The organism is Microbacterium marmarense, from assembly GCF_037204165.1.
In the GTDB taxonomy this organism is placed as follows: domain Bacteria; phylum Actinomycetota; class Actinomycetes; order Actinomycetales; family Microbacteriaceae; genus Microbacterium; species Microbacterium marmarense.
Genome location: NZ_JBBDGL010000002.1, coordinates 517,673 through 541,841 on the forward strand (window position 1 = coordinate 517,673; position 24,169 = coordinate 541,841).

Below are 24,169 nucleotides of genomic sequence, written 5' to 3' on the forward strand. Positions count from 1 at the left end.
TCGACCAGAATACAGGTCACCGGAACGAACTCTGACGTTTTGAGACGTTCGCTGGCAGCGCGACACTGAGAAGCTAAGAGACAATCAGGTGCAGCAGAGCTGCTCGCAGCCAGACGATGGGATGACATGACGGATCGGGCGGTGACAGACGACGCGACGCTCGTGGCGCAGGCCGCAGGTGGGAGCGATCTCGCCTTTCGGGCGCTCTATCGCGCCTACGTGCGACCCGTCTACTGGCTGGCACACCGCCTTCTGGGCGATACTGCCGATGCTGAAGATGTCACCCAGGAGACATTCCTGGTCGCGTGGCGCAAGCTGCCCGGCCTCGATCTTGCCAGTGATTCACTGTTGCCCTGGCTCGTGACAATCTGTCGCTTCCAAGCCGCAAATCGGATGCGACGCCAGCAGCGCGATCGACTTCACACCGCCGCGATGGTCGATGAGAGCCTTGCTGCCACGGTGAACATCGAACAGCAGGTCATCGATGCCGACTTCGCCTCACGGATCATGCGCGAAGTTGCGGACCTCAACCAGCTCGACCAAGACATCTTTCGGCTCTGTGCGACAGAGGGCCATTCGTATGAAGCAGCCGCCGCAGAGCTGGGCGTGACGCACGGTGTGGTGCGCAACCGTCTCTCCCGCCTCCGCACGCGTTTGCGAACCTCGATCGAGGAGACATCATGACCGACAAGCAAGATCGCGATACCTCGCCTGGAGCGAACGCCGACAGCCTGCCTGAACTAGGCGAGGAGCGCATCGACGCCATAGAACGAAACGTGTTCGCCGAGATCTCGCGGGCGCGCGTCGCTCAGCGTTCGCGCCGGAGCAAGTGGTGGATAGGCGGGGCGGCAGCAGCTGCTGTGGTACTGGTAGCTGCCGTCATCGCGCCTAGCCTCGCGCCATTCGTCGGGGGCGCCTCGGACGACAGCACAGACAGTTCAACGATCGTGAGCGAGGGCCCCGCCCTCGAGTCGCAGGTTGAGGGCGCCGAGGTCGTGTCAGAAGATGCAGGCGGGCTCAGCAGCGAGATGAGCGATGAAGCACTAGCCCTGGAGAACGACACAGTCGGTGGCTCAGCCGAGCGTGACATCATCACCTTCGCCTCCGCGACGGTCGTGGTCGAAGACGTGCCTGCTGGCGCCGCGGCTATCGCAGATGCTGCGAACGTGCGAGACGGCTATGTCGAGTCGATGAGTATCGGCCGCTCGGGCGAGGCGTACACCGTTGGCGAGAACGGCATTGCGTACGAGTCCATGCCGTACCCCTACGCCCCAGACGGAGCATGGATCACCGTGCGCGTGCCATCCGATGAGCTCGACGATCTCATCGTTGAGCTGTCTGAACTGGGCGAGGTGACGAGCTCAACCATCAATCGTCAGGACGTGACGGACCAAACGATCGATCTTCGCGCACGCATAGACGCCGCTCAGGCCTCGGTGGATCGGCTTGTCGAGTTGATGTCGGAAGCGACAGACATCGCGGATCTCATTGCGGCCGAGAGCGCCCTATCTGAACGCCAAGCGATGGTCGAGTCCTACCAAAAGCAACTGGAGTCAGTGGAGGGACAGATCGCGATGTCGACGCTCACCGTCACACTTCACTCAGAGTCGCAGCCCGTCGAGGCAGACCCTGCTGGCTTCACCGATGGAGTGACCGCCGGTTGGAATGGGCTCATCGCTACGCTCAACGGCATTGTGCTCGCGCTCGGTTTTCTGCTCCCTTGGTTGCTCGTGCTTGCGGCGCTCGGACTGATTATCTGGGCGACAGTCAGAACCTCGCGTGCCGCTCGGAGAAAGTCCAAATCAACGAGTGAATAGCCTCCGGCCTCTTGTGCGGAGTTGCTCCGTCCTCTAGCGAAGCGCCGCGGCATCCCACCATTCGAGAACTCTCATGGCATAGAAGGTAAGCCATTTGGAGGGCTCACCTTCAGCAACATCCATCTCGAACCAAATACGACCCTTTTGGGTGCGCTCCTGCAGCCAAACTCCGTCGGGCCTTCGCCTGCTGCGAACGAGCTCAATCGCCTCAGTCATGCGTGGATCAGGCGCCGTAGCATCAAATAGTGCCGCTTTGCGGAAGTAGTCAGCCGCGTTCAGCACGCTATAGACCCAGAGGAACGGGTGAACGAGACGTGTGACCCAGGGCCCAACCTGCTCCCCAGTAGAGAGACGTTTGAAGAGCGCCCGTTCGAGAAGGTATTCCTCGCCACCGCGACGGGCAGCTCGGGTTGCCACTGTGCCGCCCGTTGCGATGTCGTAGGCGAGCAGGCCCCGCAACGAACTGATCGTGGAGTGAAAAGAAGATCGTGTCGAGCCGTCGATCCATTCGCAGTTCCAACCACCGTCAGCAAGGCGATGCTCGACTAACCAATCGACGATTCCACCGATCTCTGCACCGAGCCAGACACCGTTTTCTATGGTGAACGCGTTGATGCAACAGTCGACTTCGCCGCCCCAATAGGGCAACTGTTCGTATTCCCATCGGCTGTTGGTCGCGAGTTTCTCCGCGGTGCCAGCAAGAACCACTGGGTCAAGGCCCCACTCACGCAGAAAGTTGAGCGACCATGTCGTGGCGGTCCAAGGCTGGCCTTCTTCGGCTTCAGCGGATGCTTCGTCAAAATCGGCAGGGAAATACGCGCCGCCAGCCCATTGGCCGTCCTCATCTTGATGAGCGAGCATTCGAGCGCCAAATCCCTCGGTCGCGACTCGGTCTCGAGTCGCGTGCCATTCGTCCGGTGGCGATCGCACGAGATCTCGCTGAACTTGCCATTTGAGCGCTGGGTCAGAGTCCAGCAGCCATTCGAGAGTTTGCGTCTCGGTCATACTCGGCAGGCTACTCCCGGCTTCCGACGCTGGCCAGATGCCTGGGGTGCGATACCCGACTTCAGCTAAGAGGCGGCTTCAGCTCTTTTCGGCAGTACCCACCCCGCTCGCGGAAAGTGGCAGGTGTACCCATTGGGGTACCTGAGCAAGTAGTCCTGGTGTTCGGGCTCCGCTTGCCAGAACTTTCCTGCGGGTTCGAGCGTCGTCACAGCCTTTGACGGCCACAGCCCCGAAGCATCGACATCGGCGATGGTCTCGCGCGCAATGCGTGCTTGCTCAGGCGTCAGCGGGAAGATGGCAGAACGATAGCTCGAGCCGATGTCGTTGCCTTGCCGGTTGAGCGTCGAGGGATCGTGGATCTGAAAAAAGAAGGCCAGCACATCGCGATAGCTGGTCTTCGCAGGATCGAACACGATCTCCACCGCTTCGGCGTGTCCCGGGTGGTTGCGGTATGTGGCGTGATCGTTCTCGCCGCCGGTGTAGCCGACCCGCGTTTGCAAGATGCCGGGCTGTCGACGAATCAGGTCTTCCATGCCCCAGAAACAGCCGCCGGCAAGCACAGCAGTTTCTGTGCTCGGTATGCGCGTGATGGTTCCGTCGTCGGTCATGAGTCACTCCTGAGTGATCGTGGTGTTCGCGAACAATCGTATGTTCTGCGCTTACAAGATGAGAGAACGGATGCTACCGGGCTGGTGTTCCCGATGCAGCCGCGTTGGTGAGCAAACTCACAGCCGGCAGATCGGGCTCAGCCCAGCGACGGCCCGAGAGTCGACCGGGAGCGAGCCACTCCAGCGCATCGTGGTCGGTGCTCGCCACAGGAACGGCGTCGTTCAAGGCGGCACGCAGACATGTGAGGCGGATCGTGCGGCCAGACACCACGGTGTCGTTGGTGGTGAGATGACCAGAGATCGTGATGCCAACACCCAGTTCTTCACGAATTTCGCGAATCAGCGCCTGAGCTGGCGTCTCACCTTGCTCGATCTTGCCGCCAGGAAACTCCCATCTTCCGGCGGCAGAGCGCCCTTCTGCGCGACGGCAGACCAGCAGCATCCCCTCATGCTCAATCACGGCCGCGACGACCTCGAGAACGGGCAATGAGTCAGTCACACGGTCAGCTGCGCCAGGCTTCAGCCCGACAGCCCTACGAGTTCTGCGCTGCGCTCCCACAGCTGACGTGCGAGCTGGTCATCTCGACTCAGGCGGTGCGAAGCCATCGGTCGATCGCGCTCGTAGTACTCCCCCGAGATCCAATCCTGCCCGGGGGTTCCCGTGGCAAGGAATGTGAGGCGCGACCCGCCGTCTTCAGTAGTTGTCATGAACCGGCGGGTGAGCGGATTGGTGTAGATAAAGCCGAAGAGTCCACCTGATGACGACGCGAAGCTGGTGGCTACAACGCCGGGATGAAACGCCGCCGTCGACAAGCCGTCCTCAGCAACTCGACGATCAAGTTCGCGGGTGAAGAGAATGTTGGCGAGCTTTGCGTTGCCATAGGCGACTCGACCTGAGTAGTTGTGTTCTCCCTGCAGATCGTCGATGTCAAACTTCGAAAAGCGTTTGGCTGCGACGCTCGAGGTCTGAATCACACTGGCATTGCTCGCGATCAAATTCTCAAGCAAGAGGTTGGTGAGCAGGAATCCCGCGAGGTGATTGACCTGAAAGGTCTGCTCGAACCCGTCTTTGGTGAGCTTGCGGTCGCCGAAGATCCCCCCGGCATTGTTCGCCAGCACATCGATGCGCGGATAGGTCGTCGCCAAGTCCGCAGCGAGTTCACGCACCTGCTCAAGCTCTGCGTAGTCGGCGATATGAAACGGAGCGTCGATTTCACGGGCTATCGCTTCGGTCTTATTGCGAGAGCGCCCGACCAGCACGACTCGCTCGCCGTTGCCTGCAAGCTGTCGAGCGGCGGCAGCGCCGATACCGTCACTCGCGCCGGTGATGACAATCGTCTTTCGTTCGTCGCTCACGCGTGCACCGCTGACGCTAGGCGTGAGAGTTTCGCGCCGACCAGGCGCTGCGTCGTCCACTCGCTCATCGGCGCGGCGCCGATCGACCGATAGAACGCCACGGCTGGCTCGTTCCAGTCCAGCACAGTCCACTCCAATCGCGGATAGCCGCGTTCTTCGCATACTGCGGCGAGCGAGGCGATGAGCGACTTTCCGTAGCCGCGCCCTCGCTGGTTTTCATCAACATAGAGGTCTTCGAGCCAGATGCCATGCTTGCCGGTCCAGGTTGAGTAGGTGAGGAACCAGATCGCGATTCCGACGATGACTTCTTCGCGCTCAATGACGTGGGCGAACGCTTTCGGCTCAGCCCCAAACAAGGTTTCGGTGAGGGCCGCTGCGGTGTTCTCGACCGCATCAGGCTCGCGTTCGTAGACAGCGAGGGCGGCGATGCACGCCAGAATTCCGGCTTCGTCACCAGCACGCGCTTCGCGCAAGACCGAACCATCAGTGAGAGTAATAGAAATCACCCCTCGAGGCTATCCGTCAATTCGGCAGCGCGGCTCGTGGCCGTGCGAGACTCTACGCGCGAAAGATGTGTTCCGTCAGCGCACGGCGAACCTCGTCGGCATGCTCAAGATGGGGACTGTGACCACAATTCTCTAGCGCGAGCTCAGTCACTTCTCCGCCGTTCTGGCGATAGACGTCAAGCACGTTCCTGGTTTGGGTCTTCATCTGCTGAGGTGGCGCGACCGCGTCACCGGGCCAGCCCGGGATGATGCCGGCCGCACCCAACTGATTCAGATCGAAGAACGAGCCGTCAGCGACGATCGCGTCATTCTCGCCGTGAATCCAGAGCACTGGAGGCTTCGAGTTCAGATCAACGATGCCCGATGTGTTGAAGACAGTCGGAGCCATTGTGTTGAGCACGCCCCTTGCGCCTGGTGCAAAGCCCGGCCAATTCTCCGAGGCTGTGGAATCACCCGGATAGTTGTCTTCCCCGGTCACGGTGGTGAGCATGGACTCGACCCACAGCTCTTCGTGCTGCGACTCGAATCCCGGGGCCACGTAGCTTGATCGGTAGACCGCGAGCGGCGAGGTGGGTTCGGATTCGGTACGGTCGCCGGCCGCAAGCCGTTCGACGAAGTCGGGGTTGGCACCGCCCCCGCCTGTGCCCGCGCCGTCGGCAGCCAGCAGCGTGCCGTCAAGCGCGGTGCCTCCGAAGCCGTACGGCGAAACCGGCGCGATGAGGGTGAGACTCGCCACCAACTCTGCACGGTCAAGCATGAGCTGGGTCACTACCCCACCACCCATGCTCCAGCCAACCAGATGCGCGAAAGACACGCCGAGAGCATCAAGAACCGCCGCGACATCGTCAGAGAAGTCCCGCACTCCCCGAGAGGCGTCCACGGGAAGAGTTTCGCTCTCGCCGAAACCTCGAAGATCTATAGCGAGCGAGCGCACATCAGCGGGAAGCTCGAGCATCAACGGCTGCCAGAAAAGCGACGATGACACATTGCCATGCACGAACACCACAGTCCGAGGTGCGTCTGTGCTCGTGGCGGTGCGTTCGAGCACGTTCGCCGTGATTCTGGGCGTGCTCACTCGAGTCGCTTGGATTCCGGGCAGAAGGGTTTGCGTCATCTGTTGCTGCCGTTCTGTTGTGAGACGTGACTGCTTTGTCGGGTGTCGTTACGTTACCGCTCGATCCTTGAGACAGGTACCGCACCAGATTAGTGGGTGCACAACGAAAAACGCCCGGCCAAATGACCGGGCGTTTTCACTTCTGGTGACCCCAGCGGGATTCGAACCCGCGTTACCGCCGTGAGAGGGCGGCGTACTAGGCCGCTATACGATGGGGCCGTACTTTACCGTGTCGCCTTTTCGGCAACCGTTCGATTATGCCATGTCTTTGGCGCGCCCTCCAAATCGAACCGGGAGCCGCATATTTACTTGCTCATCCATCATCCGCGGAGTTGACTCTCAGCATGCGAGTGACCAAGCACGAACACGCCACGCTGACTCTCGAGACCGGTGGAGAAACACTTATCGTCGACCCCGGCAACTTCACGACTCCCCTGCTAGACCTCGAGCGCGTCATCGGGATTGTCATCACCCATGAGCATCCGGATCATTGGACACCCGATCATCTGTCGCGAATCCTCACCGCCTTCCCCGAGATTCCCATCTTCGGACCCGATGGTGTCAAACAAGCTGCCACCGACTTCTCAATCACCGCCGTTCACCCGGGCGATGTCATCGAGGTCGGCCCCTTTTCGCTCGAGTTCTTCGGCGGCACGCACGCCGTGATCCACGAGTCGGTACCGGTAATCGACAACGTCGGTGTGTTGGTGAACGACGAGTTCTACTACCCGGGTGACTCCTACGCCGTTCCAGGCGACAAGAAGGTGCGGTTGCTCGCGGCGCCAGTCGGTGCTCCTTGGCTGAAGATCGGCGAAGCGATGGATTTCGTACTTGCGGTGGCACCTCGGCGCGCGTTTGCAACCCATGATTGGACGCTGTCGGTAATCGGCAAGCAAATGGGCAGCGCGCGTCTGAAGTGGGCCGCCGAACAAAACGGTGGGGAATTCATCACTCTTGAGCCGCTCGATAGTGCCGAGGTGTGACGCACCACGAATCACCACCTCGTTAGGGTCCGAAAGTGCCTGATAAACCGCTCCGGTCGGACGCACTGCGTTCGTGGCTGCCACGAACGGTCGATACGACGCCGCGGCCTGGACGCGCGCCCGCGCCTGGGCAGTCGCAGTCGCCCTCATGTTGCTCGCCCACAGCGACGATAACCCTGCTTATGCCCGACTCGGTAGGGCTTCGCTAAGCCAGGCGCTCGCCGGTTAGCTCGACGAATGCCGCTTCGCCTCCCTGTTTCGAGAGTGGCGAAGCGGCATCGGTAGTTGAGCTACTCAGCGTCTAGATCTGTTTCAAGAAGTGCCACGAGGTCATCGAGTGCCTTTTCGGCGCCCTCACCCTCTGCCTTGAGCGTCACGACGGTGCCGTGAGACGCGCCAAGACCCATAAGCGAGAGGATGCTGCCCGCGTTGAGGTCGGGTCCCCCCTCTACGGCGATGGTCACCGGCACACCGGACTCTTGCACGGCCTTGACGAAAAGCTTGGCCGGTCGGGCGTGAAGCCCAGAACTACTTGCAATGGTTGCCTGACGTTGTGCCATTTGATTCTCCTTAGTTCAGACTGCCGCGACGGTCAGAGCCGGCTCGGTTTCGTTTACGGGCCGACGCACGGCCCACTTCTTGAGCGCGACGACAGCGAACGCACTCACCACAGTGCCAGCAATGATCGCAACAATGAAGCCCCAGAAGGGGTTGATTGCGAACCAAACGAACAAGCCACCGTGTGGTGCGAGCGACTGCACACCGAATGCCATGCTGAGCGCTCCGGTCACCGCACCGCCGACCATTGAGGCTGGGATGACGCGAAGCGGATCAGCTGCTGCGAACGGAATAGCTCCCTCGCTGATGAACGCGGCACCTAGCAGCCAGGCTGCCTTGCCATTCTCGCGCTCCACTTGCGGAAAAAGCGGCCGAGCGAGAACTGTCGACGCGAGCGCCATCGCGAGCGGCGGCACCATCCCTGCGGCCATGACGGCCCCCATGATCAGGTAAGGGGTGGTGTTCTGTGCGGATGCCTCTGCGAGGCCGGCAACAGCGAACGCGTACGCAACCTTGTTAATCGGCCCACCCAGGTCGAAGCACATCATGAGGCCCAGCACCACACCCACCGCGATGATTCCGGAGGTACCGGCGAGGTTGTTCAGCCAGAGAGTGACCCACTCCATCAGGGTTGAGATTGGCCGGCCGAGGAACAAAATCATCAAGCCTGATGCGACGATCGACGCGAGCAACGGAATAATTGCCACCGGCATGAGCCCTCGCAACCAACGCGGAACGCTCCAGGTGGCGATCCACCATGCCGTCACACCGGCGAGCAATCCGCCAACGATGCCACCGATAAAGCCGGCGTTCATCAGCACGGCAACAGCACCCGCAACGAAGCCGGGCGCAAGTCCGGGACGGTCAGCGATCGCGAAGGCGATGTAGCCGGCAAGCGCCGATACGAGGAAGCCCATCGACGTTGCGCCGATCATGAACATCACCGAGCCGAGGTACTGCCCCAGACCACCGTAGTCAGAGGTGATGTTCTCAGTCGGAAGATCCCACAGCGAGTTCTGCACGATCACGTTCGCGGCATTGTCGGTCACCTGATAGCCGCCGAGCAAGAACCCGAGCGCGATCAGAAGCCCGCCACCGGCTACGAACGGAATCATGTAACTCACGCCGGTGAGCAAGATTCGCTGGATCCGCAAGCCCCACGAGAGTGATTCGGCGGATGCTGTCTCAGACTCCGCATCGGCAGTGCCACTCACCCGTGCTGCGTTCGGATTATTGGCGGCTGCCACTGCCTCAGCGATCATCTCTTTCGGGTGTTCAATGCCGCGCTTCACTCCCGCACGAATCACAGGCTTTCCTGCGAAGCGCGCAAGACCTCGCACGTCGACGTCGGTGGCGAAAATGACCGCGTCCGCTGCGTCGATCTGATCTTGCGGGAGCGGCTGGTATCCGCTGGAACCCTGTGGTTCAACGACAAGGTCAACACCCCCTTGCTTTCCCGCCGCTGTCAGCGCGTCGGCAGCCATAAAGGTGTGCGCAATTCCGGTGGCGCACGCAGTGACGGCAATAATGCGAGCAGGTCGAGAATCCACCATGAGACTCGAATCCGCCACGGATGCTGTCTCGCCATCGACGTGTGCGGCAGTGGCGGGCGCCGCTTCTGCGTCCGCCTCGCCGATCGCAACACGAACGATCTGGACGACATCTTCGTTTGTCGTCGCAGCACGTAAGCCACTCGTGAACTCGTCTTGCATGAGGCTTCGAGCCAGCTTGGAAAGAACTGCTAAGTGCGCTTCAGCCGCATCAGCGGGGGCAGCGATCAGAAAGACAAGGTCAGCTGGTCCGTCGTCGGCACCAAACTCGATTCCTGGTTTGAGCCGAGCGAAGGCGAGCGACGCTTCGATGACGGCAGCACTCTTCGCGTGCGGAATAGCAATGCCGCCGGGAAGACCCGTTTCATCCTTCTGCTCACGAGTCCATGCGTCGGCGAACAGCGCCTCGGCATCATTCGCTCGGCCTTGCTCGGTCACGCGAGCTGCGAGAGCACGAATAACGGCAGCTTTGTCGTCTCCGAGGTTCTCGTCCAAGCTCACAAGCCCGGTGGTGATGGTTTGCGACACGGTGTCCTCCTGTTGTCGGCGGGGTTTGGGTTGTTCAGGAATGGGTGGTGACGAATACGTCACCGGCGGGAAGGTCTGCGGGCGTCGGTGCCTGGGTACCGGGAAGGGATGCTGCGGCAGCGCCATAGCGAATGGCGCTGCGCACGCAATCGTCCGGCGCGAGCCCCTGAGCATGTGCGAGCACGTAGCCTGCAAGAGAGCTGTCCCCCGCGCCGACTGTGCTGGCGACCCGGATGCGTGGAGCTTCGCCTACAAGGGCGCTCTCACCGGTAACCAGCACGGCTCCACGCGAGCCAAGAGTTACCAGGGCGCTGGCCGCTCGAGCCGGCACCAGCTGTCTAGCGACGGCGATGACAGCATCGATGGGACCGTCATCAGCAAGTTCGATGCCGACAAGTTCTGCCAGCTCTTCATCGTTGGGTTTGATCAGATCGGGGGTTCCATGCTCGACAACCGTTCGGAGCGCGACTCCCGAAGTGTCAACGGCGATCAACGGCGAAGATTCGCCATGCGCCGCCCGCACGGCATTAATGACGACGACGTAAAAGTCGTCACCGACACCGGGTGGTAGCGAGCCTGCGAGCACCAGCCAACTCGCACCCGCTGATGCTTCCACGACCGCTGCAATAATTGCTCGGGCATCGCTCGGCGAAAGAGCAGGGCCGGGGAGGTTTAGTTTCGTTGTGATCCCAGCGGGATCGGCAATAGTGATATTCGCCCGGGAGTGACCGACAATCGGAACCTCACAGACTGGCAAGGCCGATGCTCGAAGGATCGCACGATACGGATCGTCGATAGCGAGCGGTAGAACTGCACGAGTGGCGGCACCTGCAGCCGCAATCGAACGCGCAACGTTGATGCCCTTGCCTGCGGCGTCTTCTCGGGAAGAGAGAGCCGACTGCACCTCACCAGGTTGCAGTGCCCGTTCGAGAGTGATCGTCCGGTCAAGAGAGGGGTTTACCGTCAATGTCACGATCATGAGATCCAGACCTCCACGTCTGCGTCCGTCAGCGCTTGAGCAAGCGCAGCGCTGGGCACGGCGTCGGTCACCAGTACGTCGATGTCTTGTAGCCCCGCAAACCCCACCAACAGCTCGACGTCGAGCTTGTCACGGTCTGCGACGACAACCACACGACGAGCCGCGCGAACAATAGCTCTCTTGACGGCAGCTTCATCGGGGTCTGGCGTGCTGAGTCCGAAGCCTGCAGAAATTCCGTTGGTGCCGATAAAGGCAATATCGGGCCGAAGCGACTCAATGGAGCGCACTGTGTCTGCACCAACGGCCGCACCCGTGACACCACGCACTCGACCGCCGATCAGTGTGAGTGCTGCGGACGGCGCCGTCGACATTTCGTACGCGAGCGAGATTGCGTGGGTGACAACTTCAACAGACGGCGTGGCGAGTCGAGGTGCCAGTTGAGCCGCTACGGCAGCGGTCGTCGTGCCCGCGTCGAAGAAGACAGAGCCGCGAAATCCGTCACTGACGGCGTCTGCTGCGCGGCGACCAATCGCGAGCTTCGCTCCCGAGTGCCGATCACGACGTTCGCCGAGCGTCGGTTCTGCAGTGCTGACGCGATCAATCGCTACCGCTCCACCGTGTACTCGGCGCAGCGTGCCCGCTGATTCAAGTTGATCAAGATCACGGCGAATCGTCTCAGTGGTGACATCGAATCGAGCTGCCAGCTCGACGACGCTCACACTGCCGTCATCTTCGAGCAGTTGCCCGATCTGTTCTTGGCGCTTCGTTGCGTACACGTGAACCCTTCTTTGGATTCCCACAGAATACAACATGTTCCAACACAAAACAACATATACAAAGAAACCGGTGGCTTAGCGCCACAAGCTACCGACTACGTCTGTTCGTCCGAGGGTGACGTTGGCTCGACGCTCGGCCGCGCCTGTTTCACCCACACTGCAACTCCTTTGTCGTCCGCGAGCAGCCGGAGTGCAGAGCCGTCCGGCATCTCCGGCCCTGGGACCGGGACATCACGGCCCACCAGCACATCAATGCTCGGGTCCAATCCTCCGGGGGAGCACGCTACCGCTTGAATACTCGATCGCGCGACGAGAATCATGCAGCTCTCACCCGTCGCGCTCATGGCAGTCCAGGCAGTCAGCTCACCCAGAGGCTCGTGACCCTGAATGCCAGACTCGCCCACACCCCAATCCATAATTTGGCGTGATAGTTCTTCAGGCAGCCGGTCATTGGTGGTTTCGAGAACAAGGTTCGCTCGAGGAACGGATGCTGAAACCAAGGCTCCGCCCGCGATACCGCCGAGCACTAACGACGCCAAGGCCACCAGCCAAAGTCGGCGAGCTCGTGGTGCCAGCACTGCGTCAGTTGGCGCATCGATCTCCGGCGGCCCTTGCGAGAGCGTCGGCGGTGACGGCTCCGGGACTGAACCACTTAGCCAAGCGGGTTCTCCTCCAGCAACAGCCCGATCGCTCGGTCGTTCTTGCTGCTCAAGTTCGCGTAAACGGTGTTGCGCATCGTCGTCGCCCCAGATGTCGGCGTCGGGACCATATGCGCGGCGCCGTAACGCTGCGAGGTCGCTCGCGTCCGTGGACGCGCGTGGGCCACCATCCATTCAGCCATTATGCGCACACACGGCGCGCACAAGGGGCGCGGGTCCGCGCGCGAGCAGAAGGCGGCGGCGGGGCTGGTCGCCGCGTAGCTTCCATCGACCAAACGAAAAACCCCCACTGAGCGGGGGTTTTCTCGTGGCTGGGGTACCTGGACTCGAACCAAGAACAACGGTACCAGAAACCGCCGTGTTGCCAATTACACCATACCCCAAGGCTCTAACGCCGAGGTCTTGCCGAAGATCGAGTCTAGACGATTGTGGCGCTGCGAACAAACTGAGCCGGTTCGGTCATGACCGGTGGGCGACCAGCGCACCGAGCCGACGCAGAGTCTCTGCCTTGCCGAGCAACTCCATCGACTCAAACAACGGCGGCGAGATGCGGCGCCCGCTCAACGCAACACGCAACGGCCCGAACGCGATCCTCGGCTTCAGCTCTAGCCCCTCGATAAGAGCGGCAGACAGAGCAGATTGAACTGCGGCGGTCGTAAACTCGGTCTCGGGCACGAGCTCAAGCGCGCCTACCGATGCAACGAGCACCTCCCCCGCGTTGGCGGGCAGTGTCGCGAGCGCGTCCTCCGCGTAGGTGATGTCGCTCGTGAACAGGAAGCCTAGCAATCCTGGTGCGTCACCTAGCAGCTGCATTCGCTCCTGCACGAGCGGCGCAGCAGCCTGCAGCATCTCTTGCTGAGCAGCGGTCATCGGCTCGTCAACGACTCCGGCAGCGAGCAGATACGGCACTAACCGCGAAGCGAAGTCTGCCGGCTGAAGCATCCGAATGTGATCCCCGTTGATTGACTCGGCCTTCTTCTGATCGAATCGTGCGGGGTTGGGGTTGACGTCAACGATGTCAAATGACTCGATCAACTCTTCGAGCGAGAAAATGTCGCGGTCGGGCCCAATTGACCAGCCCAGTAGCGACAGGTAGTTCAACAGACCCTCGTGAATGAATCCCTTCTCGCGTTGCAGAAAAAGATCAGCCTTCGGGTCGCGCTTTGAGAGCTTTTTGTTTCCGACCTCGCCCAGTACCAGTGGCATGTGCGCGAAGCGGGGAATGAATGTGGTCACTCCCGCATCGACGAGTGCGCCATACAGCGCAAGTTGGCGAGCGGTGGAAGGCATCAGATCTTCGCCGCGAATGACGTGGGTGATACCCATAAGCGCGTCGTCGACCGGGTTTACGAACGGATAGAGCGGCACTCCGCCTGCTCGCACCAAGACGAAGTCGGGGAACGATCCGGCAGGAAAGGTCACTTCACCGCGAATCAAATCGTCGTAGGTCAGGTCTTTGTCGGGCACCTTGAGACGCCAAGCAGGTTCGCGCCCCTCAGCGCGGAACGCGGCCTTCTGCTCTTCGGTGAGCGTGCGGTCAAAGTTGTCGTACCCCAGCTGTTTTGCTCGACCAGCAGCCTCGTTGCGCGCGTCGATCTCGGCGGCTGTCGAATAGCTCTCGTAGACGGCCCCCGCAGCGACGAGCTTCTCGAGAACATCGCGGTAGAGGTCGTGGCGCTGCGACTGTCGATAGGGCTCGTGAGGGCCCCCCACTTCGACGCCTTCGTCCCAGTCGATCTTCAACCAGCGCAGCGCCTCAAGCAGCTGGTGGTAGCTCTCCTCGCTGTCGCGAGCAGCGTCGGTGTCTTCAATCCGAAAGACAAGCTTGCCGCCATTGTGCCTGGCAAAAGCCCAGTTGAAAAGCACCGTACGGATCAAGCCGACGTGCGGCAACCCCGTCGGTGACGGGCAGAAACGAACACGAATGTCGGCTCCGGCGGCGGTTGTCGTTCGGGTATCAGGTGTAGAAGACATCACCGCCTACTCTAGTTGTCCTCAGCCCCTGTTCCCTGGTCTTCCACGAGACGCGCAATGGCTTCAAGTGCCACGCGCACAGCGGGTACGCGATCGGCACCATGCGCTGTAACCACATGAATGGTTCGAGACTCTGCGGCTGGCAGCGGCCGAGTCACCACACCCGGCAACAGCGGAAACGACGCCACGGCCATGCGGGGCAGCGTCGCAACGCCAATGCCCTGCGCCACCAGCCCTTCGACGGCCACAGCGTTATCCGTCTCAAAAGCAATGTCGGGGCCGAAGCCTGCCCGTGCGCACAACTGAAGAAGATGGCCGCGGCATCGCGGACAACCGGCGATCCACCGTTCTGTCGACAGCGATGCGACGTCGACGCGCGCACGACGCGCCGCCGGGTGGCCTTGCGGGAGCACCGCCAGCAGTTCGTCCGAGCCAACCGTGCGCACCGAGAGGCCCCGTGCACTTGAGCCGTGCGGATCATCGCGGTCGCCTGGGTAACTGAAAGTCAGCGCGACGTCTGCGCGATCGTCTCGTACAGCGTCGACAGCCTCGGGTGGCTCGGCTTCGATGTAGGTGACGCTGACGCCCGCGTGCGAAGCCTCGAGCTCGGCGAGAAGGCGTGGCACGATCGTCGGCGAAGCCGAAGGGAAGCCAACGAGTCTCACACGACCGGATCGCAGGCCGCGAAGCTCTGCGATCTCTCCTGCCGCCGCATCCAATGCTGTGGTCACGGCGGGTGCGTGGCGGGCCAGAATTCGACCCGCTTCGGTGAGCCGCACGCTACGACCCACCCGCTCTACTATCGGCACCTCGAGGCGTTGCTCCAAACGCTTGAGTTGCTGACTGATGGCGGGCTGACTGTATCCGAGAGCGACCGCCGCGCCCGTGATCGAGCCCTCATCTGCGATCGCTTTGATCACGCGCAGCGCCTGAGCATCAAGATCGGGATCGTCGATGTTCACCATAGGCACACACTATGCCCGCGTTCATGCGCATGGTCACATGACGCGAGGTTATTGATTACATGCAATACCTCCCGTAGACACGCAGTGTAGTTCGCGAGCACTGTAAGAGCATGAACTTCTCGACTGCGCAGACTGATGCCGCTCAGCACGTGCGTCCGCTGTCGGTAGCAGATGCCCGCCGTCACTTCACGGGCGGTCGCGGCTATCTTGCAGCGTGCACGTCGGGGCTGCCGTCGCTAGACACTCGGGCGGCTGTGATCGCTGATCTGGACGCTACTTCCGGCGGCCACGTTGATCTCGGCGGATACTGCGCAACGGTTGAGAACTCACGGGCACTGTTCGGCAGACTGGTCGGCGTCGAAGCGAGTCGCGTCGCGATTGGCTCGCAGGTTTCGGTGACCACTGCCTTGCTGGCGGCCTCATTGCCCGCGGGCGCCGAAGTGCTGGTCGCCGAAGGTGACTTCTCGTCGGTCGTGTTGCCTTTCGTGCACTCTCCCCATGCCCTGATCGTGCGCACCGCACCCCTGGAGTTGCTGGCCGAGGCAATTACTGACAACACCGCACTCGTCGTGTTCTCGGTCGTGCAGTCGTCTACCGGCGAAGTCGCCGACACGACCGCGATCGTTGCGGCCGCACGCGCCCACAACGCGCGCACCTTCTGCGACGCAACACAGGCGATCGGGTGGCTCATGCTCGACGCCACGCAGTTCGATGCGCTGGTGTGCCACGCCTACAAATGGCTTTGCTCACCGCGCGGAGTGTCGTTTCTGACGGTCTCGCCAAGACTCGCTGCCGATATTCCCGCACTTTTTGCGGGTTGGTATGCGGGCGGTGACCCATGGTCGACATGCTACGGCGGCGAAGGTGACCTTGCTGACGACGCTAGCCGGTTCGATGTGTCACCAGCATGGCAAGCGTTCGTCGGCGCCGAGCCCGCACTCGAGCTATTCGCGTCGATCGATCCCGCCGAACTGTATGACTACACAACCGATCTCGCAGCAGCCTTTCGCCGACGCATGGCGCTGCCTGCGCCGGAGCGCCCGAGCGCAATCGTCACCTGGAGTGATCCGGACGGCGAGCAACTGAGCCAGCTGAATGCTGCTGGAATCACTGCCTCAGGCCGCGCCGGCCGCGCTCGCGTCGCCTTTCATGTGTTCAACGACATGACTGACGTCGCACTCGCTGCATCCGCGCTCGGTCGATAAGCAGCAACGATCGCCGGGCATAGAGCGCCCTGAGCTTTGACCTGTCACGAGGTGGCTCATTCGGCAGTTTCGCGAAAACCGTGCTTGACTTTGTTTTCAAATCCCTGATATAAAACTAATCACATATGTGATTGTGCACATATCAACGGAGACAACAATGAAGTTTGAGAACGTATTACTCGGCCTACTCGGCACCAAGCCGTTCACCGGCTACGAGCTGATGAAGTGGCTTGACACTGAAGGTCAGTTCGTGCGCTCTAACACGCACCACAGCCAGATCTATCGCGAGCTCGGCAAAATGGTGCGCCATGGCTTGATCGAGTTTGAGGTTGACCCGCGTCCCGGACGCCCAGATGCCAAGGTCTATCGGATTACCGAGATCGGCCGCGAGGCGCTGCTCGAGTGGGCCCGCTCCCCTTACCTCCCCACGAGCCGGTTTCAGGATCCCGATTTTGTCGCGCGCTTCATGTTCACCGTCGCGCTCGATCTCGATGCGGCAATCGCCCAAATCGACGCCGAACTGATCTACCGGCGCAACCAGGTCGCCGTCGGCCGGGATCGGCCGCGCGGTTTGGTCGGAATCGCCCCGATTCCGGAATTCGACGCCGCAGTGTCGATGTGGGCCGGAGATCAAATGCACGGCTACGGCGCCGATTCGGTCGATCGATGGATGGACTGGCTCGAACAGATGCGCGTTGACCTGATCGCCCGCCGCGATTCGACCAGAGCCAGCACAGGGAAAAGGTCCGCATGAGCATCCTTGCTGAGCGCGGCGCCAGATCGTTCGTTCCCTAAACCCGCCAACAAATCTCCGACACCCGAAACCAATTCACGAAGGAGTGGAACATGACCACCGAACAACAGCCAGCGAGCGCGTCACCGCCCGTGCCGCCCACCCTTACCGCCGCCATCCGGCACGGTGACCTCGACAAGAAGGGCGGTGTACCGCGTCGCAAGACCAACCTGGTCGTGCTCGGCGGATCCATGGTCGTCGACGGCGGCGAAGGTTCCATGGCGACGACGCTATTTCCCGTCATCGCCGCAGCTCTCGGCCTTGCCACGAGCGCGCTCGGTGTACTCGCGGCGGTCGGCCGCATTGTCGGCGTCGTCGCCGGACCCGCATGGGTATTTCTCGCGAAGCGGTATGGCCGCAAGCTGATCCTCGCGATCGCTACCGGTTTCTGGGGCATCTGGGCGATCGCCGCTGGCCTCTCGCAGGACTTCACCCAGCTACTGATCCTCTACGGAATCATGGCCGCCGGGACAGCAGCAGCACACGCGATCGTGCCCGAGGTCATTGGTGACTCGTTCGAAGACAAGAAGCGCGGACAGGTCGTTGGGTGGCTTTACGGCGGCACCGCTGCACTGGCTTCGCTTATGGCGCCATTGATCGGTCAGCTCGCAAATGTCGAAGACGGGTGGCGATACGGCTTCTTCGTCTTCGGAGCAATCAACGTTCTCTTCGGGGTTCTGATCCTGGTCTTCTACAAAGATCCGGGCACCGGAGGTGGCGAGGCGCAGCTGAAGACATTCACGCAGCAGGAGCGTGAGGCCGCATCCAAGATCACCTGGGCCAAAGTTCGCTCCCTCGTCACGATTCCCAGCTATCTGGTGCTGCTGGGCAGCCGGCTTCTTTCGAGCCACCTGCTCGTCGCCACTTTCGGCGTGGTGCTGCTGGTCAACGAGTACCGTTTTGACACGGCGCTTGCCGCAACCATCATGGCGCCCTTTGGTCTTGGCTACCTGCTCGGCACCTTCGTCGGCGGATTCGTCTCTGACGCACTCAACAAGCTGAGCCCCAACTACGGCCGGGTAGCAATGCTGCAGGTCGCGCAGGCGCTCTTCGCCGTCGCAGCGTTCTTCGCGACCCAGTTCGCCTACGGCGGCATCCTGCCGTACCTCGTGCTGTTCGCGGTCGTGGGGCTCATGCAGGGCTTGAACCCCGGCGTCAACCGTCCGCTTGTGATGGCCGTTGTGCCGCCGGAATTGCGCGCCGCCGCGTTCGCCATCTATGTCTCAGTGGTCGAGTCGCTCGGCTTTGCAGTGTGGACATTGACCGCGGGCTTCCTCGCCGACGAGGTAGGGCTTCAAGCTGTGCTGCTCTGGCTGGTCTGTGGCGTCATGCTCGTCAATGCCGTATTCCTTACGCTGCTGTACAAGCCATTCAAGAACGACAGGCTGGCACTCATCGCTGAGCTCGATGCTCGTCGCGACTCCATCCTCGAAGCCGAGGCACGCGGAACCTCGCCGAGCGTGTAACTGCGCTCGTAGATCAATACACGACGGTGGGCTCGGTCGATAGACCGGGCCCACCGTCTTGGTGGCTTTCGGATGCTGACGTCTACGCTGGCTGATACCCCTCAGGAGTCTCGATCATTACCTCGATTTCATCGACAGCAGGCCACCTGCCCAGTTCGTGCAGACCGTGGTCGGCATCCAACCATGACTCCAGGTCTTCGGCCGTCCAGTCGCGTGCTTCGCTCACGGCCAAGGTGCCGAGCCGGCCGTCTTGTACCACTAGGTAAAGGTCGAACGTGCGGCCTTCGAGCGCGCGGTAACGCCCGATGACGGGGAACGTCGCGTCGCCAGGCACCGCGACCGGCAGATCTGCAGGAACCTGGAACCCGACTCCTGGCCAGAAGTCGCCTAGCTGCGAACCCTCATAGACCGACGCGCGCGCAACGGCAAGCTGTGCGCGCAACTCGTGCGCGCCGAACCCGCTACTTGCCGAGAGCAGATGCGAAACGAGCGCGCGAACCTCGTCTGGCACAGCGACAAACTGTTCCGCTGCTGCGTCATCAATGCTCCCCTGTGGCACTGTTGCCGGCTGTGTGCGACCCATCCACCACGAAATGAGCGAGATCGTTGCGGCGCCGACGGCCAGTATCGCGCGTGGCCGTGAGGCGCCTGCGCGCACGAGACTGTCGCTCAGGCGAGCGTCCAGAGCTTCCCCTGCTTCGGCAATCCCGAGCGTTGCGCCTGCCGCGCCCACAGTGACGCCAACGCGCGCGGAGCCAGTCAGTGTGCTGTCGTCGTCGGCTTTCAACACCACCCACACGCCCCACGCGGTGAACGCCGCCATCGTCGAACGATAAATCAGCCTGCGAGCAGTGGTGAGTCGGCGGGGGTCGATCAGCGTCATCGCAGCCATGAGCGACGCCGACACCACACCATTGGTGACACTGCGTGAATTGTTGAGCTGCGCGAGCGCAGAGCGAAGTGAAACGGGCATGCACACGAGGCTACCTCTGCGCCCACCTCCCGCTAGCGCTGCAGACGCACCACCGCAACAGAAAGCACTACCGTCGCGACGACAGCGACACTCACAACCATCGCCAAGCCGCCGTAGCCGATCCACGCCAAGACAACGCCAGCCAGGATTGCCCCGATCGCGGCCACGAGGCTCATCGTCAGATCGCTCAAACCTTGCCGCCGCGTGCGCTGTTGTTCAGACGATGCCTCGGTCAGCAGGGCGGATCCGGCAACGGTGGCCGCGCTCCACCCCAGGCCTAGCAGCACCAGTGCGATCGTCACTGCCAATGTGGAATCTTCGCCGAACGAAGCCGTGACCAGAGCCGCCGCCAGCAAGCCCTGCCCGAGCAGAATTGTCGGTATGCGGCCCATGCGGTCGGCAAGAATCCCGAATATCGGTGAGAGCGCGTACATTCCTGCGATGTGGAGGCTGATAGTGAAGCCGATGACGCTGAGTGACGCGCCATGGTGCAGCAGGTGAACGGGCGTCATTGCCATCACCGAGACCATTACGCCGTGCGCCGCCGCAATCGCGAAGATCGCGTAACGGGCAAGAGCAGGTGCGTCGGCCTTAGCGATGCGAGCGCCCGAAGCGCCTGTTGCGTGCGCCGTCACCCGGACGGCCAACAGCAGCGGGTCTGGGCGCAGCAACGTCAGATAGAGCGCAATCGCCAGTACCTGTGCCACAACGGTGAATAGGTACGGTCCGGTCAGTGGCGGCATACCGGCGGCACCACCGAGCATCTCGCCTGGGCCGGTGAGATTCGGTCCGAGCACCGCACCAACAGTTGTAGCCCAAACAACAAGAGAAAGGTCACGGCCACGGGATCGATCGGTTGCCAGGTCGGCGGCGGCGAACCGCGACTGCAGATTGGCCGCCTGTCCCGCCCCGATGAGCGCGAACGACACGAGCAAGAGCGGAAACGAGCGCCACGCCGCGGCCGCGATCACCAGCACCACTCCGCAGAGGGCGACCAGCATGCCGGTAGCCAACGCGGGTCGACGCCCACCGCGCCTCGCCAATGCCGCTAGGGGAACCGCGATCGCGGCGGTGCCCAAGGTCACCGCCGCAGTAGCAAGCCCCGAGAACGCGTCGTCACCCGAGATATCGGCGGCCAACACGGCACCGAGCGAGATTGTCGCGCCGAACGCAACACCGCCAAGCACCTGGCCGAGGGAAAGCACCGCAACGGTGCGCCGCTGAACGCGGGCAACGTCATCGGGGAAGAGCGACATACCGCCCACAGTGGACGCCACGGCCGCGTGCGCTAGGCGTCTCGTGCGATATTGCGCAGTCGACCGAGACCAGTGATCTCGACATCGATGATGTCGCCAGCCTCGAACGGACCGACACCAGCGGGTGTGCCGGTGAGAACGACGTCTCCGGGCAACAGCGTGAAAGCAGCCGAGGCATACTCGATGATCTCGGCAACCGAGAAGATCATGTCGCTGATCGGGCCATCCTGCTTGACCTCTCCGTTGACGGTAGTAGTGATGCGAGCGCCGTCGAACGAGAACTCCGTCTCGATCGCGGGTCCGAGCGGGCAGAATGTATCAAAGCCCTTCGCGCGTGCCCACTGGCCATCGGTTTTCTGCAGATCACGAGCCGTGATGTCGTTTGCGATCGTGTATCCGAACACGTAGTCCATCGCAGATTCTGCGGGAACATTCTTCGCAATGCGACCGATCACGACAGCGAGCTCACCCTCGAAGCTCGTCAGCGAGGTCTGCTTCGGCCGCACAATGGCATCGCCTGGACCGATGACCGCCGTATTCGGCTTGAAGAAGAGCATCGGCTCGGCGGGGAGCTCGTTGCCCAGCTCTGCCGCATGATCTGCATAGTTGCGGCCCACACACACAACCTTCGAGCGTGGGATCACCGGCGCCAGCAGGGCTGCGTCGGCAAGCGGAACCCGTTCGCCAGTCGGTTCGAATCCCGCGAACATCGGATCGCCAGAGAGCACGACCAGATCGGTCTCGTCGACGATTCCGTATTTGATACCTTCTTGGTGGCTAAAGCGCGCGATTCTCACGTAACCAGCTTAGAGCCGACGGCAGCGCCGCCGGCTCCACGCCGTAGTTTCAGTGCAGATCAAGCATCAAGGCGCACGAGCCAGCCGTGCTTGTCTTCGCGGCGACCGTACTGGATGTCGGTCAGCTCTTCGCGTAGCGACAGCGCGAGCTCGCCGATGGGCTGTTCATCGATGAACTCGGCACTCTTGAGTGCGCCGATAGGGGTAACCACTGCGGCGGTGCCGCACGCGAACACCTCAACGATGTCTCCGGATGCCACGCCGTCGCGCCACTCCTGCAGTGAAACCTCGCGTGCTTCCACTTTGTGACCACGATCTTTGGCCAGCTGCAGGATCGAATCGCGAGTGATGCCCTCGAGGATCGAGGGTGATTGCGGCGTCACGATCGTTCCGTCTTTGTAGACGAACACGACGTTCATGCCACCAAGCTCTTCGACGTTGCGATCCGCGTCAAGGAAGACGACCTGGTCGCAGCCGTTCTCGTAGGCCTCTGACTGAGGCAGCAGGCTCGCCGCGTAGTTGCCGCCCGTCTTGGCCGCGCCCGTGCCGCCCTTGCCTGCGCGGGCATAGTCCTCACTGAGCCAGATGGTGACGGGTTTCACACCACCGCTGAAATAGGCACCGGCAGGGCTAGCGATGAGGTAGTAGCCAACCTTTTGCGCGGGCCGAACCCCGAGGAACGCCTCTTTTGCAAACATAAACGGCCGCAGATAGAGGCTCTGGTCATCGCCAGATGGCACCCAGCTCCCGTCGACGGCGATCAGCTCGCGCAATGACTGGATGAAGTACTGCACGGGCAGCTCCGGCAACGCGAGGCGGCGCGCTGAGCGCTGCAGTCGCCTGCCGTTCTGGTCGGGGCGGAAGGTATGCACCGAGCCATCCGCGTGACGATAGGCCTTGATGCCTTCGAAGATCTCTTGGCCGTAGTGCAGCACTGCCGCAGCAGGATCGAGCGCAATGGGACCGTAGGGTTGCACCCGGGGGCGGTGCCAGCCGCCACGGATCGACCAGCAGATGTCGACCATATGATCGGTGAACTTCTGACCGAATCCGGGGTTCGCGAGTATCTCTTCGCGTTCGGCGGCATTCTTGGCGGCAAGGTTGCGGGTGACGGCGAACTCGAGCGGGGCGAGATCGGTGTCGGGGTCGAGGAGAGTCATGTCTTCACATCCAGGCTGGTTGTTGGGGCGTCGCTGCCGTGTCTCAGATTACGCCTGTAGGCGTGCAGAGATCGCGTCGCCGATCTGCGCAGTTGCGCGGGAACCGCCGTCTCGTGCCGCGATGTCCTCTTCCACTGCGCGGGTGACGCGCTGTGCTTCGTCTGCCAGCCCGAGGTGATCGAGCAGTAGAGCCGTGGATAGGATCGCGGCCGTGGGGTCGGCCTTTTGCTGTCCTGCAATGTCGGGCGCTGATCCGTGAACCGGCTCGAACATCGAGGGGAAAGCGCCGTCGGGGTTGATGTTTCCCGAAGCAGCGAGGCCGATGCCACCGGTGACGGCGCCAGCCAGGTCAGTGAGGATGTCACCGAAAAGGTTGTCAGTGACGATCACGTCGAAACGGCCCGGGTTCGTGACCAGGAAAATCGTCGCCGCGTCGACGTGAAGGTAGTCTACGACCACGTCAGGGTGCTCGGCCGCCACCGTATTCACGATGCGCTGCCACATTCCTCCAGCGTGCACGAGCACATTGGTCTTGTGCACGAGCGTCAGCTTCTTGTTGCGACGTTCGGCCAGATCGAACGCATAGCGCACGACTCGCTCGATGCCGTATGCCGTGTTCACACTCGTCTCGTTTGCGACCTCGTGTGCGGTTCCGGTGCGAATCGAACCACCGTTGCCTACGTAGGGGCCCTCGGTCCCCTCTCGCACGACGACGAAGTCAATGTCGCCCGGCTGCGCGAGTGGGCCTGGAACCCCCGGATAGAGCTTCGAAGGTCGCAGGTTCACGTAGTGATCAAGCGCGAACCGCAGTCTTAGCAACAGACCGCGCTCGATGTTCGCATTCTTCAGTCTTCCGTCTCCGGGCACTCCCCCGACAGCGCCGAGCAGAATCGCATCGTGAGCACCGATCGAAGTGAGATCGTCGTCGGTAAGAGTGTCGCCTGTCTCAAGAAAGCGCGCGGCGCCCAGTGAGAATCGGGTCTTGTCGAACCGGATGCTGCTGTCCGCGGTCGCGACTTCGAGCACCTTCTCGGCTTCCGCAATCACTTCAGGGCCAATGCCGTCACCGGGAATGACGGCGAGTTTGATGACACGGGATTCAGGGACGCGCGACATCGCTCTCCTTGTAGTTCAGGGATCT

The 24,169-nt window shown here is 61.9% G+C and carries 24 protein-coding genes and 2 tRNA genes; 6 read left to right on the forward strand and 20 right to left on the reverse strand.

All coding sequences use genetic code 11. The features are described from left to right. Nucleotides 1-126 precede the first annotated feature (126 nt). Both WDU96_RS08895 and WDU96_RS08900 read left to right on the forward strand, forming a co-directional pair. Complete coding sequence (locus WDU96_RS08895; protein WP_337338131.1) at nucleotides 127-684, forward strand: RNA polymerase sigma factor; 558 nt, start codon at nucleotides 127-129, stop codon at nucleotides 682-684. After that, entirely contained in the window at nucleotides 681-1,817 is a 1,137-nt protein-coding gene (locus WDU96_RS08900) for a DUF4349 domain-containing protein (protein WP_337338132.1), read from the forward strand. Before WDU96_RS08895 ends, WDU96_RS08900 begins: the two co-directional genes overlap by 4 nt. Before the next feature lie 33 nt (nucleotides 1,818-1,850). On the opposite strand, the gene WDU96_RS08905 is transcribed toward WDU96_RS08900, so the two are convergent. The 7 genes from WDU96_RS08905 to WDU96_RS08935 form a co-directional block, all read right to left on the reverse strand. After that, entirely contained in the window at nucleotides 1,851-2,822 is a 972-nt protein-coding gene (locus tag WDU96_RS08905; RefSeq protein WP_337338133.1) for a squalene cyclase, read from the reverse strand. 65 nt (nucleotides 2,823-2,887) lie between these two features. Next, nucleotides 2,888-3,430 (reverse strand): peptide-methionine (S)-S-oxide reductase MsrA, encoded by a 543-nt coding sequence (gene msrA / locus WDU96_RS08910; RefSeq protein ID WP_337338134.1) that lies wholly within the window; start codon nucleotides 3,428-3,430, stop codon nucleotides 2,888-2,890. A gap of 73 nt (nucleotides 3,431-3,503) precedes the next feature. Then, a complete protein-coding gene (locus WDU96_RS08915) occupies nucleotides 3,504-3,929 on the reverse strand; it encodes a (deoxy)nucleoside triphosphate pyrophosphohydrolase (RefSeq protein WP_337338135.1) in 426 nt (141 codons plus the stop codon). A 20-nt stretch (nucleotides 3,930-3,949) separates the two neighbouring features. Beyond that, nucleotides 3,950-4,786 (reverse strand): SDR family NAD(P)-dependent oxidoreductase, encoded by an 837-nt coding sequence (locus tag WDU96_RS08920; RefSeq protein ID WP_337338136.1) that lies wholly within the window; start codon nucleotides 4,784-4,786, stop codon nucleotides 3,950-3,952. Next, nucleotides 4,783-5,292 carry a GNAT family N-acetyltransferase gene (locus tag WDU96_RS08925; protein WP_420063949.1) on the reverse strand — a complete coding sequence of 170 codons (510 nt, stop codon included), beginning with the start codon at nucleotides 5,290-5,292 and terminating at the stop codon, nucleotides 4,783-4,785. The genes WDU96_RS08920 and WDU96_RS08925 overlap by 4 nt, the downstream gene beginning before the upstream one ends. A gap of 52 nt (nucleotides 5,293-5,344) precedes the next feature. Continuing rightward, on the reverse strand, nucleotides 5,345-6,406 hold the full coding sequence (locus WDU96_RS08930; protein ID WP_337338137.1) for an alpha/beta hydrolase: 1,062 nt from the start codon (nucleotides 6,404-6,406) through the stop codon (nucleotides 5,345-5,347). Nucleotides 6,407-6,549: 143 nt separating this feature from the next. Beyond that, nucleotides 6,550-6,625, reverse strand: a tRNA-Glu gene (locus tag WDU96_RS08935). Between the two features lie 125 nt (nucleotides 6,626-6,750). Between WDU96_RS08935 and WDU96_RS08940 the strand changes: the two genes are divergently transcribed. After that, nucleotides 6,751-7,389, forward strand: a complete 639-nt coding sequence (locus tag WDU96_RS08940; RefSeq protein WP_337338138.1) for an MBL fold metallo-hydrolase — start codon at nucleotides 6,751-6,753, stop codon at nucleotides 7,387-7,389. A 290-nt stretch (nucleotides 7,390-7,679) separates the two neighbouring features. Here WDU96_RS08940 and WDU96_RS08945 read toward each other — a convergent pair whose 3' ends face one another. The 8 genes from WDU96_RS08945 to WDU96_RS08980 form a co-directional block, all read right to left on the reverse strand. After that, on the reverse strand, nucleotides 7,680-7,949 hold the full coding sequence (locus tag WDU96_RS08945; protein ID WP_337338139.1) for an HPr family phosphocarrier protein: 270 nt from the start codon (nucleotides 7,947-7,949) through the stop codon (nucleotides 7,680-7,682). A 15-nt stretch (nucleotides 7,950-7,964) separates the two neighbouring features. Then, the gene (locus tag WDU96_RS08950) at nucleotides 7,965-10,025 is read right to left on the reverse strand and encodes a PTS fructose transporter subunit IIABC (RefSeq protein ID WP_337338140.1); all 2,061 of its coding nucleotides are present in this window, start codon (nucleotides 10,023-10,025) and stop codon (nucleotides 7,965-7,967) included. A 34-nt stretch (nucleotides 10,026-10,059) separates the two neighbouring features. Further along, nucleotides 10,060-11,004, reverse strand: a complete 945-nt coding sequence (locus WDU96_RS08955; RefSeq protein WP_337338141.1) for a 1-phosphofructokinase — start codon at nucleotides 11,002-11,004, stop codon at nucleotides 10,060-10,062. Further along, on the reverse strand, nucleotides 11,001-11,780 hold the full coding sequence (locus WDU96_RS08960) for a DeoR/GlpR family DNA-binding transcription regulator (RefSeq protein ID WP_337338142.1): 780 nt from the start codon (nucleotides 11,778-11,780) through the stop codon (nucleotides 11,001-11,003). Before WDU96_RS08960 ends, WDU96_RS08955 begins: the two co-directional genes overlap by 4 nt. A 95-nt stretch (nucleotides 11,781-11,875) precedes the next feature. Beyond that, nucleotides 11,876-12,358 carry a hypothetical protein gene (locus tag WDU96_RS08965; RefSeq protein ID WP_337338143.1) on the reverse strand — a complete coding sequence of 161 codons (483 nt, stop codon included), beginning with the start codon at nucleotides 12,356-12,358 and terminating at the stop codon, nucleotides 11,876-11,878. A gap of 389 nt (nucleotides 12,359-12,747) precedes the next feature. Beyond that, nucleotides 12,748-12,822: transfer RNA gene (locus WDU96_RS08970), tRNA-Gln, on the reverse strand. Between the two features lie 76 nt (nucleotides 12,823-12,898). Further along, on the reverse strand, nucleotides 12,899-14,413 hold the full coding sequence (gltX, locus tag WDU96_RS08975; RefSeq protein ID WP_337338144.1) for a glutamate--tRNA ligase: 1,515 nt from the start codon (nucleotides 14,411-14,413) through the stop codon (nucleotides 12,899-12,901). 11 nt (nucleotides 14,414-14,424) lie between these two features. Next, nucleotides 14,425-15,378, reverse strand: a complete 954-nt coding sequence (locus WDU96_RS08980) for a LysR family transcriptional regulator (RefSeq protein ID WP_337338145.1) — start codon at nucleotides 15,376-15,378, stop codon at nucleotides 14,425-14,427. Between the two features lie 110 nt (nucleotides 15,379-15,488). Here WDU96_RS08980 and WDU96_RS08985 point away from each other — a divergent pair, with 110 nt between their 5' ends. The 3 genes from WDU96_RS08985 to WDU96_RS08995 all read left to right on the forward strand — a co-directional run bounded on the left by WDU96_RS08985 (nucleotide 15,489) and on the right by WDU96_RS08995 (nucleotide 18,842). Continuing rightward, entirely contained in the window at nucleotides 15,489-16,583 is a 1,095-nt protein-coding gene (locus WDU96_RS08985) for an aminotransferase class V-fold PLP-dependent enzyme (protein WP_337338146.1), read from the forward strand. A 157-nt stretch (nucleotides 16,584-16,740) separates the two neighbouring features. After that, complete coding sequence (locus WDU96_RS08990) at nucleotides 16,741-17,337, forward strand: PadR family transcriptional regulator (protein ID WP_337338147.1); 597 nt, start codon at nucleotides 16,741-16,743, stop codon at nucleotides 17,335-17,337. Between the two features lie 92 nt (nucleotides 17,338-17,429). Continuing rightward, a complete protein-coding gene (locus WDU96_RS08995) occupies nucleotides 17,430-18,842 on the forward strand; it encodes an MFS transporter (protein ID WP_337338148.1) in 1,413 nt (470 codons plus the stop codon). Nucleotides 18,843-18,924: 82 nt separating this feature from the next. Here WDU96_RS08995 and WDU96_RS09000 read toward each other — a convergent pair whose 3' ends face one another. Genes WDU96_RS09000 through WDU96_RS09020 form a run of 5 tightly spaced genes read right to left on the reverse strand, consistent with a single transcriptional unit; the run spans nucleotide 18,925 to nucleotide 24,144 of the window. Further along, nucleotides 18,925-19,815 (reverse strand): hypothetical protein, encoded by an 891-nt coding sequence (locus WDU96_RS09000; RefSeq protein WP_337338149.1) that lies wholly within the window; start codon nucleotides 19,813-19,815, stop codon nucleotides 18,925-18,927. Nucleotides 19,816-19,847: 32 nt separating this feature from the next. Continuing rightward, the gene (locus WDU96_RS09005) at nucleotides 19,848-21,071 is read right to left on the reverse strand and encodes an MFS transporter (protein WP_337338150.1); all 1,224 of its coding nucleotides are present in this window, start codon (nucleotides 21,069-21,071) and stop codon (nucleotides 19,848-19,850) included. Nucleotides 21,072-21,103: 32 nt separating this feature from the next. Further along, a complete protein-coding gene (locus WDU96_RS09010) occupies nucleotides 21,104-21,868 on the reverse strand; it encodes a fumarylacetoacetate hydrolase family protein (RefSeq protein ID WP_337338151.1) in 765 nt (254 codons plus the stop codon). Nucleotides 21,869-21,927: 59 nt separating this feature from the next. After that, nucleotides 21,928-23,028 (reverse strand): branched-chain amino acid aminotransferase, encoded by a 1,101-nt coding sequence (locus WDU96_RS09015; protein WP_337338152.1) that lies wholly within the window; start codon nucleotides 23,026-23,028, stop codon nucleotides 21,928-21,930. A gap of 48 nt (nucleotides 23,029-23,076) precedes the next feature. Then, entirely contained in the window at nucleotides 23,077-24,144 is a 1,068-nt protein-coding gene (locus WDU96_RS09020; protein ID WP_337338153.1) for a 3-isopropylmalate dehydrogenase, read from the reverse strand. Nucleotides 24,145-24,169 lie beyond the last annotated feature (25 nt).

Bases quoted from the DNA above. Each gene is read 5' to 3' on its own strand.
- WDU96_RS08895 (WP_337338131.1), top strand. From the start codon at position 127: ATGACGGATCGGGCGGTGACAGACGACGCGACGCTCGTGGCGCAGGCC.
- WDU96_RS08900 (WP_337338132.1), top strand. From the start codon at position 681: ATGACCGACAAGCAAGATCGCGATACCTCGCCTGGAGCGAACGCCGAC.
- WDU96_RS08905 (WP_337338133.1), bottom strand. From the start codon at position 2,822: ATGACCGAGACGCAAACTCTCGAATGGCTGCTGGACTCTGACCCAGCG.
- msrA (WP_337338134.1), bottom strand. From the start codon at position 3,430: ATGACCGACGACGGAACCATCACGCGCATACCGAGCACAGAAACTGCT.
- WDU96_RS08930 (WP_337338137.1), bottom strand. From the start codon at position 6,406: ATGACGCAAACCCTTCTGCCCGGAATCCAAGCGACTCGAGTGAGCACG.
- WDU96_RS08940 (WP_337338138.1), top strand. From the start codon at position 6,751: ATGCGAGTGACCAAGCACGAACACGCCACGCTGACTCTCGAGACCGGT.
- WDU96_RS08945 (WP_337338139.1), bottom strand. From the start codon at position 7,949: ATGGCACAACGTCAGGCAACCATTGCAAGTAGTTCTGGGCTTCACGCC.
- WDU96_RS08955 (WP_337338141.1), bottom strand. From the start codon at position 11,004: ATGATCGTGACATTGACGGTAAACCCCTCTCTTGACCGGACGATCACT.
- gltX (WP_337338144.1), bottom strand. From the start codon at position 14,413: ATGTCTTCTACACCTGATACCCGAACGACAACCGCCGCCGGAGCCGAC.
- WDU96_RS08980 (WP_337338145.1), bottom strand. From the start codon at position 15,378: ATGGTGAACATCGACGATCCCGATCTTGATGCTCAGGCGCTGCGCGTG.
- WDU96_RS08985 (WP_337338146.1), top strand. From the start codon at position 15,489: ATGAACTTCTCGACTGCGCAGACTGATGCCGCTCAGCACGTGCGTCCG.
- WDU96_RS08990 (WP_337338147.1), top strand. From the start codon at position 16,741: ATGAAGTTTGAGAACGTATTACTCGGCCTACTCGGCACCAAGCCGTTC.
- WDU96_RS08995 (WP_337338148.1), top strand. From the start codon at position 17,430: ATGACCACCGAACAACAGCCAGCGAGCGCGTCACCGCCCGTGCCGCCC.
- WDU96_RS09000 (WP_337338149.1), bottom strand. From the start codon at position 19,815: ATGCCCGTTTCACTTCGCTCTGCGCTCGCGCAGCTCAACAATTCACGC.
- WDU96_RS09005 (WP_337338150.1), bottom strand. From the start codon at position 21,071: ATGTCGCTCTTCCCCGATGACGTTGCCCGCGTTCAGCGGCGCACCGTT.
- WDU96_RS09015 (WP_337338152.1), bottom strand. From the start codon at position 23,028: ATGACTCTCCTCGACCCCGACACCGATCTCGCCCCGCTCGAGTTCGCC.
- WDU96_RS09020 (WP_337338153.1), bottom strand. From the start codon at position 24,144: ATGTCGCGCGTCCCTGAATCCCGTGTCATCAAACTCGCCGTCATTCCC.